Source organism: Hydrogenophaga sp. 2FB (assembly GCF_005503365.1).
Lineage (GTDB): Bacteria > Pseudomonadota > Gammaproteobacteria > Burkholderiales > Burkholderiaceae_C > Hydrogenophaga.
Genome location: NZ_SCML01000020.1, coordinates 66,521 through 81,295, shown reverse-complemented (window position 1 = coordinate 81,295; position 14,775 = coordinate 66,521). Strand labels below are relative to the sequence as shown.

Genomic DNA, 14,775 nt, shown 5'->3' with positions numbered 1-14,775 from the left:
CGTCAAGGCCGCGCTTCGCGCACCAGCCGGATACCCACCAGCGTGTAGCGCGTCTGCACCGTGTTCCAGTTGCGGAACGCGCAGCGCGTGTAGAGCGGCCACGTGTGCCAGGAGCCGCCCCGGCGCACTTTCACCGCGCCATCGACCGGGCCGATAGGGTCGTCCGTGGGTGACTGCGCGTAGTAGTGGTCCCCGTGCCAGTCCGACACCCACTCCCACACATTGCCGTGCAGGTCGAACAGCCCGAAGGCGTTCGGCGCGTACGAGCCCACCGGTGCGGTGAACGCATGGCCATCGCGGCCGGGCACCGCACGCTCGCGCCAGGCGGGCCAGTTCGCGGCGGCGTCTTCGTCGAAGGTGTTGCCCACGCGAACCAGTTGCGCGGGGTCGTCGCCATGCTGGTAGCGGCCCGTCCCGCCCGCGCGGCACGCGTACTCCCACTCGGCCTCGGTGGGCAGGCGGTAGGTGCGGCCGTCCTGTTGGCTCAGCCAACGGGCCAGCGCGACCGCGTCGTTCCAGGTGACGTTGACGACGGGGTGGTCGTCGCCTTGCGCGAAGCCGGGGTTCTGCCAGGAGTACTTGGGCAGGCGGCCCTCGAAAGCATCGCCCCGCGGGCTGGTGGCGGGGTCGTAGGCGGCGTTATAGCCGTAGCCACCGGTGCCGTCGGCGATCGATTCCGGGACGTGGCCCGAGCGCTGAAGAAACGCGCGGAACTGGCCAACGGTGATCTCGTGGCGGCTCATCTCGAACGGTTTCGTGATGCGCACGCGGTGCACCGGCGCTTCGTCCGACAGGCCTTCGAAGCGGGAGCGCTCAAGCCCTGGGTAGGCCGCCGCCAGCGCGGGCACCGGTTCGTCGCTGCCCATCGAAAACTCGCCCGCGGGCACGCGCACGAACGCAATGCCCAGGATGTCGGTGGCGGTCGGCGGATGGGCGCAGCCCGCCAGCAGCGCCGTCCCGGCCAGCCACATCCATCCGCATTTCAGGAACCAGCGTCGCGCCATGCCTGCCCATCCCGGTGAAGTGGCGTGCGCCACGGGTGCCGCGAGCTTAGCGGCTTGGCCTCCGGCCCATGAAAAAACCCACGGACCTCGCGGCCCGTGGGTTCGATCTCAGGAGAAACCTGAAGCGATCAGCGGTTGTACGCCGTCTCGCCGTGCGAGGTGATGTCCAGGCCTTCGCGTTCGGCTTCTTCGGTGACGCGCAGACCGACCAGCATGTCGACCACCTTGTAGGCCACGAACGACACGACGCCAGACCAGACGATGGTCAGTAGCACGCTCTTGACCTGGATCCACACTTGCGCGCCGATGGCGTAGTCGTCGGCCTTGACGCCACCCAGGCTGGAGGCCGCGAAAACCGCCGTCAGGATGGCGCCGACGATACCGCCGACACCGTGCACGCCGAACACGTCGAACGCGTCGTCGGCACCCAGCAGCTTCTTCAGGCCACCCACACCCCACAGGCAGACCAGACCGGCGATCAGGCCCAGGATGATGGAGCCCATCGGGCCGATGAAACCGGCGGCCGGCGTGACCGCCACCAGGCCTGCGACCGCACCGGAGGCAGCACCCAGCATCGAGCCCTTGCCCTTGTGCAGCGCTTCGCCGGCAATCCAGGACAGCGTGGCCGCGCCGGTGGCGAGGATGGTGTTGATGAAGGCCAGGCCGGCAATGCCGTTGGCAGCACCGGCGGAGCCGGCGTTGAAGCCGAACCAGCCGACCCACAGCAGCGAGGCGCCGACCATGGTGAGCGTCAGGCTGTGCGGCGTGAGCGCTTCCTTGCCGTAGCCGATGCGCTTGCCGACCACGTAGGCACCCACCAGGCCAGCAATACCGGCGTTGATGTGCACCACGGTGCCGCCGGCGAAGTCCAGCGCGCCGTCAGCGCCCAGCAGACCACCGCCCCAGACCATGTGGGCCATCGGGATGTAGCTGAAGGTGAACCAGATGACGGAGAACAGCAGCACGGCGGAGAACTTGATGCGCTCGGCGAACGAGCCCACGATCAGCGCGCAGGTGATGGCCGCGAAGGTCGACTGGAAGGCCACGAAGACGAACTCGGGGATCGTCGGCAGCAGACCCGACATGGTCTCGGCCGTGATGCCCTTCAGGAACACCTTGTCGAAGCCGCCCACGAACTTGCCTTCGCCCGCGAACGACAGGCTGTAGCCGTAGACGCACCACAGGATGGTGATGAGCGAGAAGATGACGAACACCTGCACCAGCACCGACAGCATGTTCTTCGAGCGGGCCAGGCCGCCGTAGAACAAGGCCAGGCCCGGGACGATCATCAGGATGACCAGCATGGTGGAGGTCAGCATCCAGGCGGTGTCGCCGGTGTCCAGCTTGGGCGCGGGGGCTTCGGCGGCCGGGGCTGCTTCAGCGGCAGCGGGCGCCGCAGCCGGTGCGGCTTCGGCCGGCGCGGGCGCGGCGGCGGGCGTGGCCGCTGCGTCCGCGGCAGGGGCGGCCGCGGCCGGCGCTTCGGTGGGTGCGGGCGTCTGCGCGATGGCGTTCAAGCCGCCAAAAGCCAGCCCCATGCCCAGGAACAGCGTTGCAATGAGTTTTTTCATGTTGGTTGATCCTTCTTGTTCGGGGCGGCGATCAGAGCGCTTCCTTGCCGGTTTCGCCGGTACGGATGCGCACCACCTGTTCCAGGTCCGTGACGAAAATCTTCCCGTCGCCGATCTTGCCGGTGCGGGCGGCGCCTTCGATGGCCTCGATCACGCGCTCGACGAGTTCGTCGGACACGGCGGCCTCGATCTTGACCTTGGGCAGAAAGTCGACCACGTATTCCGCGCCGCGGTACAGCTCGGTGTGGCCCTTCTGGCGGCCGAAGCCCTTGACTTCGGTAACGGTGATGCCTTGCACGCCCATGCCGGACAGCGCTTCGCGCACTTCGTCGAGCTTGAACGGCTTGATGATGGCGGAGACCATTTTCATGCTGTGATTCCTCTTCTAGATCGGTGGGTGATCAAGCCGGAAGGCCGACACACCGCGGTTTGCTGCGGATGGACCATGGAACTTCACGGCCCGGATTCAATCGCTTACAACCCCAAGCACGGACCATGCCAGCCGCGGCATCCATTACCCCCTGGGGGTTTGCGCCGCGGCGCCCCGCTACATTGCTGCCCAGCGTGGGCGCAGGTGCGGCGACCGCGCCATCGGCCACCCACCGCGCCATCCCGCACCGACACACCAAAGATGTGCGCACCAACCGGGTGCGCTTTCTTGTCGGGCATGGGCGGCAGCGGCCGGTTCCTATTTGCACCAGAACAGGGAGTTCTTCACCATGGGTCTGTCTTTGGTGCGCAGTCGCGCCTTGCTCGGTCTGGACGCGCGACCGGTGTGTGTGGAGGTGCATCTGGCCAACGGCCTGCCCAGCTTCACCCTGGTGGGCCTGGCCGACACCGAGGTGAAGGAGGCACGCGAGCGCGTGCGCTCGGCCATCGCCAACGCCGGGCTCGACTTTCCGTCGAACAAGCGCATCACCGTCAACCTCGCGCCGGCCGATCTGCCCAAGGACTCCGGGCGCTTTGACTTGCCGATCGCGCTGGGCATCCTCGCCGCCAGCGGCCAGATCGACGGCGCGCGGCTGGCCGGCTGGGAGTTCGCGGGTGAGCTCTCGCTGGGCGGCGAACTGCGCCCGGTGCGCGGCGCGCTCGCCATGAGCCTGGCGCTGCACCGCAACGACGCGGCGTCCAACGAACCCACCCGCCTCGTGCTGCCACCGGGCAGCGCCGAAGAGGCCGCCCTCGTGCCCACGGCCCAGGTCTACCGCGCGCACCACCTGCTCGACGTGGTCGCCCGCTTCCTGCCCGAACGCCTGGCCGACGGCGTGCCACCGGACGCCGACAGCTGGACCCGCCTGGCGCCCACCGCGCTCGGCAGCGAACCCGCCTACGCCGACCTCGCCGACGTGAAAGGCCAGGCCGCGGCCAAGCGCGCGCTGGAAATCGCGGCCGCGGGCGGCCACAGCATCCTGATGGTCGGCCCACCGGGCTCGGGCAAATCCATGTTGGCCCAGCGCTTCGCCGGCCTGCTGCCGCCCATGGACACGACCGAGGCGCTGGAGGCTGCGGCGGTCGCCTCGCTGGCCGGGCGCTTCACGCTCGAGCGCTGGGGCCAACGCCCCACCTGCGCGCCGCACCACAGCGCCAGCGCGGTGGCGCTGGTGGGTGGGGGCTCACCTCCGCGCCCGGGCGAGATCTCGCTGGCGCACCACGGCGTCCTCTTTCTGGACGAATTGCCCGAGTTCCCGCGCGCCGCGCTCGAAGCGCTGCGCGAGCCTCTGGAGAGTGGCCACATCCGCATTTCGCGCGCCACGGCACAAAGCGAGTTCCCGGCGCGCTTCCGGTTGATTGGCGCGATGAACCCCTGCCCCTGCGGCTTTCTCGGCCACCCCAGCAAGGCCTGCCGCGACACGCCCGACCAGGTCGCCCGTTACCAGGGCAAGCTCAGCGGGCCCTTGCTCGACCGCATCGACCTGCACGTGGAGGTGCCGGCGCTGGCGTCCCATGCCCTGTTGCGCGGTAGTGCTGGTGAACCCAGTGCGCAGGTGCGCGAGCGCGTGATCGCTGCGCGGCAGCGTGCGCACCAACGCCAACGCACCCCCAACCAGGCCCTGGCCGGCCAGGCGCTCGACCAGCACGCGAACGCCGAAGCCGAGGCGCTGCAATTCCTGCAAACCACCGCCGCCCGCCTGGGCTGGAGCGCGCGCAGCACCCACCGCGCGCTGCGGGTGGCGCGCACCATCGCCGATCTGGCCGGCGCGGATGCGGTGGGTGTGGGGCACGTGGCCGAGGCGGTGCAGTACCGGCGGGTGTTGCAGCAACACGGCTGACCCCAATGCGCGGCGGCCTTTGCGGCCGCGCGCTCTGCGCAAGCGGGGCAACTGGTATGGTGCTTGGTTTTCCGATCCTTTGACCTCAGAACAAGGAGACCACCATGACCTACCCCAACACCCAACTCTTCATCAACGGCCAATGGCGCGACGCCGCCGCGGGCGAGACGCTCGCCGTGTTCAACCCGGCCACCGGCAAGGAAATCGGCCGCGTGGCGCATGCCCGCCAGGCCGACCTGGACCAGGCCCTGGCCGCCGCACAAAAGGGGTTTGAGCTCTGGCGCGACAAGCCACCCATCGAGCGCGCCAAGGTGATGCGCGCCGCCGCCGCCCTGATGCGCGAGCGCGCCGGCGCCATCGGTGCGCTGCTCACGCAAGAGCAAGGCAAGCCGCTGGCCGAGGCAAAGGGCGAGGCCATGGCCGCCGCCGACATCATCGAATGGTTCGCCGAAGAAGGCATGCGCGTGTACGGCCGCATCGTGCCCTCGCGCGGCAGCCTGGCGATGCGCCAGATGGTGCTGAAAGACCCGATCGGCCCGGTGGCCGCGTTCACGCCGTGGAACTTCCCCGTCAACCAGGTGGTGCGCAAGCTCTCGGCCGCGCTGGCCACGGGCTGTTCCATGATCGTCAAGGCACCCGAAGAAACGCCGGCTGCACCGGCCGAGCTGGTGCGCGCGTTTGCCGATGCGGGCCTGCCCGCTGGCGTGCTGGGCCTGGTCTACGGCACCCCGGCCGAGATCTCCAGCTACCTGATCGCCCACCCGGTCATCCGCAAGGTGACCTTCACCGGGTCGACGCCGGTGGGCAAGCAGCTCGCGGCCATGGCCGGCCAGCACATGAAGCGCGTGACCATGGAGCTGGGCGGACACGCGCCGGTGATCGTGGCCGAAGACGCCGACGTGGCGCTGGCGGTGAAGACCGCGGGCGGCGCGAAGTTCCGCAACGCCGGCCAGGTGTGCATCTCGCCCACGCGTTTCCTGGTGCACGAAAGCATCGCGAAAGAGTTCTCGGCCGCCTTGGTGAAACACGCCGCCGGCCTGGCCGTCGGCGATGGCAGCGCCGAGGGCACACAGATGGGGCCGCTGGCCAACCCGCGCCGCATCACCGCGATGGCCGAATTCACGAAGGACGCGGTGGAACGTGGCGCCACGCTGGCCACGGGCGGTGAGCGCATCGGCGACGAAGGCAACTTCTGGCGCCCCACCATCCTCACCGACGTGCCGCTGAACGCGCGCGTGTTCAACGACGAACCCTTCGGCCCGATGGCCGCGGTGCGCAGCTTCAACACGCTGGACGAAGCGATTGCCGAAGCCAACCGCCTGCCGTATGGCCTGGCCGGGTATGCCTTCACCAGCTCGCTGAAAAACGCGGACCTGCTCGCGCGCCGCGTCGAGGTGGGCATGTTGTGGGTGAACATGCCCGCGATGCCGTCGGCCGAAATGCCGTTTGGTGGCATCAAGGATTCGGGCTACGGCTCCGAGGGCGGCCCCGAGGCGATGGAAGCTTACCTGAACGCGCGCTCGGTCGCGATCATGAACGTGTGACAGGGATCACCCTCTGTTCGGCCCAAGGCGGTTGGTGAACGCAACGACCAGCGCGCTGACCAGGAAGAATGCCTGCAGCTCCAGCCGCCAGCCGCCGCTGCCGGTCAGGTCCGTGAAGTGGCCCGCATGGGCCAGGACCAACGCAAACACCATGTTGATGGCAATGAGCAGCGCTGCGGGCACCACCCAGAAACCCGCCAACAACATCAGCGGCGCCAGGAACTCGCCGAGGTACGCCCCGTAGGCCAGGAAGCCGGGCAGGCCCTTGGCCACCAGCATGCCTTCAATGCCACCGACGCCGCCGGTGATCTTGGCCCAGCCGTGCAGAACCATCAGCAGCGCGAGCGTCCAGCGCAACAGGAGAACGCCGAAACGGGGTTGGTTGAAAAGGTTGTTGATGGTGTTCATGAACGAAGAAAAAGGTCGATGGAGGAAGGAACGAAAGATTGTCCCTGAAGGCTGATCCCGTTCCGTGCCATCGGTTCCATGCACGCGCGTTCAGCGTGTGCCGTCGAGCACCGCGCCTTCGGCTTTGAGGCGCGCGCGCAGCGCCGCCACATCCACCTGCGCATACGACGGCGCTCTGCCTTTGCCTTGCAGCAACATCGCCGACGCGACACCCACCGCATGCCCCATCGAGAGGCACGGTCCCATCACCCGCGCCGATCCGTGCGCGCCACGATCGGCGGAGAGGATGCGCCCGGCAGCCACCACGTTGGCAATGCCCTTGGGCAACAGGCAACCCCAGGGAATGTCGTAGGACCCACCGTCCTTCACCGGGATGCGGATCTGCCCGGTGCCCGACTGGTGGATGTCCACATGGTGCGAGCCCTTGGCCACGCCGTCTTCGCGCTTGCGCGCTTCCAGCACGTCCGATTCGGTGAGGCTCTGCACGCCATCGATGCGGCGCGTTTCGCGCACGCCAACGCGTGTGGACATGCCGCTGAAGGCCGCGCTCTCGAAGCCCGGCACGTGGCGCCGCATGAAGGCCGCGCACTGCACCACCTGGTCGGACAGGGTCGACAAGGTGCCACTCAACTCGCCGGTGCGCATGCCGTCGATGCCGCCCACGCGCGTGGTGTTCAGGCACACCTCCTTGCGCTGGTTCGAGGTCGGCTGGATCATGATCAGCGCGGTCGGGTACATCTCGCCGCGCTCGATGGCCGCCGACAGCAGCGGCCCATTGCCCTTGATGAACACCGACGGCTGACCTTGCCGGATCGCGCACTCGGCCAACTCGCGGTCGGTGCGCCCCTGACGGATCGCGTCGCTCTCGCCGAGCGCGAACGACTCGGTGTGGTCGTGCTGGAAGGCCAGCAGGCGTTCGGTGTCGACACCGGCCATGCGGAACATCATCGAGACCGGTTGCATCTCACCGCCAGGGCCACCGCGCAGCACGGTGCCACCCGCGGCGGCGACGATGTCCGCATCGCCCGAACAGTCGACGAACAAGGGCGCGCGCAATGCGAGTTGGCCTTCCTTGTTGCGCACGTGCAGCGCGGTCACACGGTCACCGTCGACCGAGACGTGCGTGGCCTGCGTGTGCAGCAGCAAGCGCACGCCGGCCCTGGCCAGCAGCCGCGCGATGGCCAGCTTCATGAACTCCGGGTCCAGGCACACGTACCAGATCAGGCGCCAGTCGCAGTTCGCACCGACGTAGCCGCCCAGACTTTCGCATTCGGCCAGGATCTCGCGCCCCACGCCGCCCATGATCCATTCGCCGCGCCCGTTGAGCGCGCCGTCGATGGCCATGCCGCTGATGAGTTCGCCCCCCGGCATCGGGCCCGCGTCCACCAGCACGGTGTTGAGGCCTGCGCGCGCCGCGCTGAGAGCCGCGGCAACGCCGGACGCGCCCGCTCCGAGGACCACCAGGTCGCATTCGGTGGTGCGCGAAGCGCTGGCAAATTCGTTCTGTGTCTCCATCGTATTTCCATCTCAAGGGTGTTGTTCGATGGCTGAGATTGTTTCTCCGCGCAGGGCAAACGCTCTTGTGAAGGGCAATGGTTTTTCCGTATATTGAACAATATGACGGCATCCACCCCGGTCTCCAAAACACCGCCCAAGGCCCGCGCATCCGAAGGCGCGCAAAGCGTGCGCCGCGCCGTGGCGCTGCTGCGCGCACTCTCCACCCACACGGCCACCGGTTGGCGCCTGAGCGATCTGGCCGAAGAAACCGGGCTGGACCACACCACCGTGCACCGGTTGCTCGCCGGTCTGGTCGAAGAGCGCCTGGCCACGCGCGTGGCCGGCACGCGCCGCTACACGCTGGGCGCGCTCACCTTCGAGCTCGGTGTGGCGGCATCGCCCTACTTCTCGCTCGACCGCGCGGCCGCGCCCCGGCTGGCCAAGCTCGCGGCGGATACGCGCGACATGGTGTTCCTGAACGTGCGCAGCGGCGCGGACTCGGTGTGCATCGCGCGGCACGAAGGCCGCAAGGCCTTGAAGGCCTACACGGTGGACGTGGGCACGCGCCGGCCGTTGGCGCTGTCGGCTGGTGGCGTGGCGATGCTGGTGTGCATGCCGCGCGCCGAGTACGTGGACATCGAAGCGCAGAACCTGCGCTCGATCATGCGGCGCGGCGAGGCGCGCCAGGCTGCCGTGCGGCGCATGCTGCAGCGTTCGCACCGCCTGGGCTACGGCTTCAACCAGGAAGACATCATCCCGGGCATCGCGGCGCTGGGTGTGAGCATCAACATGCCCGACGGCGCACCGGTGGCCTCGCTCAGCCTGGCCGCCAGCGGCGCCGATCTCACCGTACCGCGCCGCGCGCCGCTGCTGGAGCGGCTGCGCGAAGAGGCCACGGCCATCGAGGCCCTGCTGGAGCCGATGCGTTACGACTGATCAGAGGTTCGGCGCCAACCAGCGCTGCAGCTCGTTGCGCGCCACCGCGCTGCGCGCGGCCAGGTCGTCCACCTGGTCGTCGGCGATCTTGCCGACGTTGAAGTACGTGCTCTGCGGGTGCGCGAGGTAGAAGCCGCTCACGCTGGCCGCCGGCGTCATGGCCAGGCTCTCGGTCAGCGCCATGCCGATGTCTTCGCATTGCAGCAGATCGAACATCGGACGCTTCACCGAGTGGTCCGGGCATGCCGGGTAGCCCGGCGCGGGCCGGATGCCCTGGTACTTTTCCTTGATCAGCTCTTCGTTGCTCAGCGCTTCGTCGGCCGCGTAGCCCCAGAGGTCGGTGCGCACGCGGTGGTGCATGCACTCGGCCAGCCCTTCGGCCATGCGGTCGGCGATGGCCTTGAGCATGATGGCGGAGTAGTCGTCGAGGTCGTCGATGAACTGCTTTTCCTTCTTCTCCACGCCCAGGCCGGCGGTGACCGCGAACATGCCCACGTAGTCGTTGGCCACGCCCTTGGGCGCGACGAAGTCGGCCAGGCAGCGGCTGGGGCGCATCACGCCTTCGAACTCGTGCTTCTCGGTCTGCTGGCGCAGGCCGTGCCAGGTGAGCGCGACCTCGCTGCGGCTTTCGTCGGTGTAGAGCTCGATGTCGTCGTCGCGCACGCTGTTGGCCGGGTACAGGCCCACCACCGCGCTGGCGCTGAGCCAGCGGCCTTCGATCATGCGTTGCAGCATGCGCTTGCCGTCGCTGAACACGCGCCGCGCTTCTTCGCCCACCACCTCGTCCTTGAGGATTTCGGGGAAGGGTCCGGCGAGGTCCCAGGTCTGGAAGAACGGGCCCCAGTCGATGTATTTCGCGATTTCGTTCAGGTCAAAGTTCTTGAACACGCGGCGGCCGATGAACTTCGGCCTGTGCGGCGTGAAGGCCGTCCAGTCGATCGGCGTCTTGTTCGCGCGCGCCTTCTCCAGCGGCCACAGCGGCACCTGCTTCTTGTTGGCGTGCTGCGTGCGCACACGCTCGTAGTCTGCGTTGACCTCGGCGATGTAGGCCGCGGCCTGGTCCGACAGCAGGCCTTGCGCCACGCTCACGCTGCGCGAGGCATCGGGCACGTAGACCACCGGGCCGTCGTAGTGCGGCGCGATCTTCACGGCCGTATGCACGCGGCTGGTGGTGGCACCGCCGATCAGCAGCGGGATGCCCTTGCCTCGGAAGTGCTCGTCCTTCTGCATCTCGCCGGCCACGTACTGCATTTCTTCCAGGCTGGGCGTGATCAGGCCCGAGAGGCCCACGATGTCGGCGCCCTCGGCCTTGGCCATGGCGAGGATTTCGTGGCAGGGCACCATCACGCCCATGTTCACCACTTCGTAGTTGTTGCACTGGAGCACGACGGTGACGATGTTCTTGCCGATGTCGTGCACGTCGCCCTTGACGGTGGCGATGACGATCTTGCCCTTGGGCTTCACATCGCCGCCGGCCGCCTGCATGGCCAGCTTCTCGGCCTCGATGTAGGGCAGCAGATGCGCCACGGCCTGCTTCATCACGCGCGCGCTTTTCACCACCTGCGGCAGGAACATCTTGCCCTGGCCGAACAGGTCGCCGACGACGTTCATGCCGTCCATCAGCGGGCCTTCGATCACGTGCAGCGGGCGCCCGCCCCCAGCCTTGATCTCCTGCCACATCTCTTCCGTGTCTTCGGTGATGCAGTCGTTGATGCCGCGCACCAGTGCGTGCGACAGACGCTCGCGGATCGGCAGCGCGCGCCATTCGTTCTTCTTGCTGTCGTCCTTGGCCGAACCCTTGGCGTTCTCGGCCACTTCGACCAGGCGCTCGCCCGCGTCGGCGCGGCGGTTGAGCACCACGTCTTCCACGCGTTCGCGCAGCTCGGGCTCCAGCTCGTCGTACACGCCCATCATGCCGGCGTTGACGATGCCCATGTCCATGCCGGCCTGGATGGCGTGGTACAGGAACACGGTGTGGATCGCCTCGCGCACCGGGTCGTTGCCGCGGAAGCTGAACGACACGTTGGACACGCCGCCGCTGATCTTGGCGCCGGGCAGGTTCTGCTTGATCCAGCGTGTGGCGTTGATGAAGTCGACCGCGTAGTTGTTGTGCTCTTCGATGCCGGTGGCGATGGCGAAGATGTTGGGGTCGAAGATGATGTCTTCGGGCGGGAAGCCCACTTCATCGACCAGCACGCGGTAGGCGCGCTCGCAGATCTCGACCTTGCGTTCGTAGGTGTCGGCCTGGCCCTTTTCGTCGAAGGCCATCACCACCGCGGCCGCGCCGTAGCGCTTGACCAGGCGCGCCTGGCGCTTGAACTCGTCCAGGCCTTCTTTCATGCTGATCGAGTTCACGACGCCCTTGCCCTGTACGCAGCGCAGGCCGGCTTCGATCACATCCCACTTCGAACTGTCCACCATCACCGGCACGCGCGCGATGTCGGGCTCGCCGGCGATCAGGTTGAGGAAACGCACCATCGCGGCCTTGCTGTCGAGCATGGCCTCGTCCATGTTGACGTCGATGATCTGCGCGCCGTTTTCCACCTGCTGGCGCGCGACGGCGAGCGCGTCCTCGAAGCGGCCTTCGAGGATCATGCGGGCGAAGGCCTTGGAGCCGGTGACGTTGGTGCGCTCACCCACGTTCACGAACAGGCTGCCCGGCTCCACGCGCAGCGGCTCCAGGCCGGAGAGCAGCATGGGTGGCACGGGGGGAAGAGAAGCGGATTCGGGCATGGGACTCACCAAGACAGGTTGCGGACAACAGACTGGTGAGCGCCGTTTGGGCCTGTTCGCGCCCACTCAAGCCTGACGCACGGTGGGGGCTGTGAAAGCCCGCCGGCGCTGCAACGCTCCTTGAGAGTCGGCGATTTTAGCTCGGCGCCACGCGCTTCTTCACGGTGAAGGGCTTGCGCACCGCACCCCTAGTCTTCCTTGGCGCCGTGGGCTTGCGCGAACGCCAGGATCACCTCGCGCACGATCTTGCGCTGTGGCACCGGCAGATTGAGGAAGGCGTCGAGCACCTCGCGCTCCTGGTAACTCAGGCCGTGGTCCCAACGCTGGCGCTGCTCCTGCACCCGCTGGCGCACCACCTGGCCAAAGCGCAGCACCTCGGGCTCCACCCGCAGGATCTCGGCCAGCACGAGCAGCTTGTCCTGTTCGGGGATCGACTCGCCGCGCAGCCAACGCGCAGCGCCCTGGAAGGACACCGAACGGCCCCAGTAACGGGCATTGAACAGGTTGAGCAACACGCTGGGCCGGGGCTCCAGGCCGGCGGCGACCATCGCGTCGCGCAGCCGTTGGGCAAATTCGAGCTTGTGTTCCATGCCCCGAACGCTAGTTTTCGGCGGCGTATTTCATCGCCGTTCTGTTACCACCCTGGTTAACTTGTTGATTAAACATTCCCCACAGCATTTGAGCCACATGCGGGCCTCATGCAGCCGTTATACCCATGGGGGTTTCTCCAGGAGCGTGAAAACCGAATCGAAAGGGAAGCCTTTTCTGGCGTTGTCTTAAATCAACACTGCATTTCTTTATTGACTCACATGTTGATTAAAATCATTCCCCAATTAGTAAACATATTTGGAGGGTTAATGGACAAATTTATATTACCAAAGTCTACAAATACAACGACGCTGTTGTTGCAATGGTGGTTCAACCCCAAGGAACGCCAGGCCTGCACCGGGCCTGATTTCAACGAACACCAGCGCCAGGCGATTCTGGATGTCATCACCGTCCACGAAGCCCCGGAAGGCACCGAGCCTCGGCCCGCCCGGCCCGTGCACGAGGTCGCCTTGACGTGTGGCACAGACCAGATTCAGGTCGTGCTGGCGCTGATGGTCTGGCAATTGCTGAACTACCGTGCGTCGAAAATGGCCCGCCTCAACGACACGCGCTTCACCAGCCACTTCCTGCTGGTGGCACACCACGCCTGCGTTCGCAGCCGACTGTTTGAAACCTTGTGCGGCAGGGTCAAGGTAGGTGACCTCGGCACGCGCGACTTTTTCACATCCGATGTGGTGCAGCTCGCGCCGCTGCTCATCCCCGAGACCCGCCGCGAAGAGGTTCTCGGCTTTGTGCGCGCCCACGCCGGCAGTGGAACCAGGAGCCTTCGCCAGACCCAGGCGGACGGCATCGTCGCCATCACCGATGGCCGCGTGGAAGCGCTCGAATGCCTCGCGCGCCTGCCGTCCGATGCGATGGTGTTCGACGACGAGACGCGTTCGCCCTACTGCACACGCAACGAAGACATCACCACCGGTCTGGCCTGGCGCCGCCACCTGCGCAGCGTCGCATCGTCGCGCAACGGCAGCGGCGTGCAGATCGTGTTCACACAGAGCCCGCCCGCCACCGGCGCGTCCGGGAAGGTCACGAAGTCCTGAGAGACGTCGAAGTCAACCGCCCATGCCGCTCTGCACCTGCACGGGGATCACCCGCCGGGCCGGCCGCTCGGCCCGCGCGCGCAATTGCCCGCAGCCACCTTCAACGTCCTGCCCGGCCGACTGCCGCAGCTTGGTGAGCACGCCGCGCTCGTGCAGGCGGCGCGCGAGGGCCGCGGCCTGCGCCCAACTCGGGCGCTGGTAGGGCAGGTCGTCCACGGTGTTGTACGGAATCAGGTTGAGGATGGCGTACTTGCCCTGCAGCAGGCGCACGATGCCGTCGATCTCGTCGTCGCCGTCGTTGATGCCGGCAAGCAAGGTCCACTGGTACTGGATCGGGTAACCGGTGGCGCGCGCGTAGCCCTCACCGGCCGCCACCAGTTCCTCGGGGCTCATGCGCGGCGCACGCGGCAGCAATTGCTCGCGCAATTCGGCCTTGGTGGTGTGCAGCGAAAGCGCCAGCGCGGGCTTGACGCGCTGGCGCGGCAACGCGTCGAATACCCGTGGGTCGCCGACCGTGGAGAACACCAGGTTCTTGTGCCCGATATTGCCCACCGTGCCCAACAGGTCGATCGCTTCGAGCACGTTGTCCAGGTTGTGCGCGGGCTCGCCCATGCCCATGAACACGACTTTCTTCACCGGGCGGCGCGTGCGCGCAAGCGCCACCTGCGCGACGATTTCGGCGCTGCCGACCTGGCGGATCAGGCCGCTTTTTCCGGTCATGCAGAACACACAGCCGACCGCGCACCCGACCTGGGTCGACACGCACAGGCCGTCGCGTGGCAGCAGCACGCTCTCCACGGTCTGGCCGTCGGCCAGCGCCACCAGCAGGCGCGCCGAGCCATCCTGGCCCGGGTGTTCGGATTGCAGACGCGCCAGGCCGGCGAGTTCATCGGCCAGCGCGGGCAAGGCCGCCACCAGCGTGGCCGGCAGAAAGTGCGCGATCTCGCGCCGGCCCGCGTCCTGCGGCAAGGCCTGTGACCACAGGCGCAGCACGCGCTGCGCGTGGCGGGGGTTGGCGCCGAGCGCGCGCAGGCGTTGGCGAAGGTGTTCGATGCGCATGGGGGACGAAGCTTAGCGCGACGGCTGCAGCGCAACGCACGAGGGGCCTCATCCAGGGGCAGCAAGGGTCCGGCTCCGCCAGCCCAAGCTGCCGTCCCCACTCCAAGCGC

The 14,775-nt window shown here is 67.5% G+C and carries 12 protein-coding genes and 1 riboswitch; of the genes, 4 read left to right on the top strand and 8 right to left on the bottom strand.

The window, feature by feature from the left end; genetic code table 11:
* Positions 1-2: 2 nt before the first annotated feature.
* The 3 genes from FFS09_RS13625 to FFS09_RS13615 all read right to left on the bottom strand — a co-directional run bounded on the left by FFS09_RS13625 (position 3) and on the right by FFS09_RS13615 (position 2,942).
* Positions 3-1,004 carry a formylglycine-generating enzyme family protein gene (locus tag FFS09_RS13625; protein WP_137919431.1) on the bottom strand — a complete coding sequence of 334 codons (1,002 nt, stop codon included), beginning with the start codon at positions 1,002-1,004 and terminating at the stop codon, positions 3-5.
* Positions 1,005-1,132: 128 nt separating this feature from the next.
* A complete protein-coding gene (amt, locus tag FFS09_RS13620; RefSeq protein WP_137919430.1) occupies positions 1,133-2,572 on the bottom strand; it encodes an ammonium transporter in 1,440 nt (479 codons plus the stop codon).
* A gap of 31 nt (positions 2,573-2,603) precedes the next feature.
* Entirely contained in the window at positions 2,604-2,942 is a 339-nt protein-coding gene (locus tag FFS09_RS13615; RefSeq protein ID WP_137919429.1) for a P-II family nitrogen regulator, read from the bottom strand.
* Between the two features lie 349 nt (positions 2,943-3,291).
* Here FFS09_RS13615 and FFS09_RS13610 point away from each other — a divergent pair, with 349 nt between their 5' ends.
* Entirely contained in the window at positions 3,292-4,842 is a 1,551-nt protein-coding gene (locus FFS09_RS13610; RefSeq protein ID WP_137919428.1) for a YifB family Mg chelatase-like AAA ATPase, read from the top strand.
* Between the two features lie 104 nt (positions 4,843-4,946).
* The gene (locus FFS09_RS13605; protein WP_137919427.1) at positions 4,947-6,386 is read left to right on the top strand and encodes an NAD-dependent succinate-semialdehyde dehydrogenase; all 1,440 of its coding nucleotides are present in this window, start codon (positions 4,947-4,949) and stop codon (positions 6,384-6,386) included.
* A 6-nt stretch (positions 6,387-6,392) separates the two neighbouring features.
* Here the strand turns inward: FFS09_RS13605 and FFS09_RS13600 are convergent, their stop codons facing one another.
* A complete protein-coding gene (locus tag FFS09_RS13600; protein WP_137919426.1) occupies positions 6,393-6,794 on the bottom strand; it encodes a DoxX family protein in 402 nt (133 codons plus the stop codon).
* A gap of 90 nt (positions 6,795-6,884) precedes the next feature.
* Positions 6,885-8,309: an FAD-dependent oxidoreductase gene (locus FFS09_RS13595; protein WP_137919425.1), complete on the bottom strand. Its 1,425-nt coding sequence runs from the start codon at positions 8,307-8,309 to the stop codon at positions 6,885-6,887.
* 102 nt (positions 8,310-8,411) lie between these two features.
* On the opposite strand from FFS09_RS13595, the gene FFS09_RS13590 reads away from it, so the two are divergent.
* Complete coding sequence (locus FFS09_RS13590) at positions 8,412-9,227, top strand: IclR family transcriptional regulator (RefSeq protein ID WP_137919424.1); 816 nt, start codon at positions 8,412-8,414, stop codon at positions 9,225-9,227.
* Here the strand turns inward: FFS09_RS13590 and metH are convergent, their stop codons facing one another.
* Complete coding sequence (metH, locus tag FFS09_RS13585; protein ID WP_137919456.1) at positions 9,228-11,924, bottom strand: methionine synthase; 2,697 nt, start codon at positions 11,922-11,924, stop codon at positions 9,228-9,230.
* A gap of 66 nt (positions 11,925-11,990) precedes the next feature.
* A riboswitch (S-adenosyl-L-homocysteine riboswitch) is annotated at positions 11,991-12,088 on the bottom strand.
* Between the two features lie 60 nt (positions 12,089-12,148).
* Positions 12,149-12,550, bottom strand: coding sequence for a transcriptional regulator (locus FFS09_RS13580; protein ID WP_137919423.1), 402 nt, complete (start codon positions 12,548-12,550; stop codon positions 12,149-12,151).
* Positions 12,551-12,865: 315 nt separating this feature from the next.
* Between FFS09_RS13580 and FFS09_RS13575 the strand changes: the two genes are divergently transcribed.
* Positions 12,866-13,606 carry a hypothetical protein gene (locus FFS09_RS13575; RefSeq protein WP_137919422.1) on the top strand — a complete coding sequence of 247 codons (741 nt, stop codon included), beginning with the start codon at positions 12,866-12,868 and terminating at the stop codon, positions 13,604-13,606.
* 12 nt (positions 13,607-13,618) lie between these two features.
* Here FFS09_RS13575 and FFS09_RS13570 read toward each other — a convergent pair whose 3' ends face one another.
* Entirely contained in the window at positions 13,619-14,665 is a 1,047-nt protein-coding gene (locus FFS09_RS13570) for an RNA methyltransferase (RefSeq protein ID WP_137919421.1), read from the bottom strand.
* Positions 14,666-14,775: the final 110 nt, after the last annotated feature.

Bases quoted from the DNA above. Each gene is read 5' to 3' on its own strand.
- FFS09_RS13625 (WP_137919431.1), bottom strand. From the start codon at position 1,004: ATGGCGCGACGCTGGTTCCTGAAATGCGGATGGATGTGGCTGGCCGGG.
- amt (WP_137919430.1), bottom strand. From the start codon at position 2,572: ATGAAAAAACTCATTGCAACGCTGTTCCTGGGCATGGGGCTGGCTTTT.
- FFS09_RS13615 (WP_137919429.1), bottom strand. From the start codon at position 2,942: ATGAAAATGGTCTCCGCCATCATCAAGCCGTTCAAGCTCGACGAAGTG.
- FFS09_RS13610 (WP_137919428.1), top strand. From the start codon at position 3,292: ATGGGTCTGTCTTTGGTGCGCAGTCGCGCCTTGCTCGGTCTGGACGCG.
- FFS09_RS13605 (WP_137919427.1), top strand. From the start codon at position 4,947: ATGACCTACCCCAACACCCAACTCTTCATCAACGGCCAATGGCGCGAC.
- FFS09_RS13600 (WP_137919426.1), bottom strand. From the start codon at position 6,794: ATGAACACCATCAACAACCTTTTCAACCAACCCCGTTTCGGCGTTCTC.
- FFS09_RS13595 (WP_137919425.1), bottom strand. From the start codon at position 8,309: ATGGAGACACAGAACGAATTTGCCAGCGCTTCGCGCACCACCGAATGC.
- FFS09_RS13590 (WP_137919424.1), top strand. From the start codon at position 8,412: ATGACGGCATCCACCCCGGTCTCCAAAACACCGCCCAAGGCCCGCGCA.
- metH (WP_137919456.1), bottom strand. From the start codon at position 11,924: ATGCTGCTCTCCGGCCTGGAGCCGCTGCGCGTGGAGCCGGGCAGCCTG.
- FFS09_RS13580 (WP_137919423.1), bottom strand. From the start codon at position 12,550: ATGGAACACAAGCTCGAATTTGCCCAACGGCTGCGCGACGCGATGGTC.
- FFS09_RS13570 (WP_137919421.1), bottom strand. From the start codon at position 14,665: ATGCGCATCGAACACCTTCGCCAACGCCTGCGCGCGCTCGGCGCCAAC.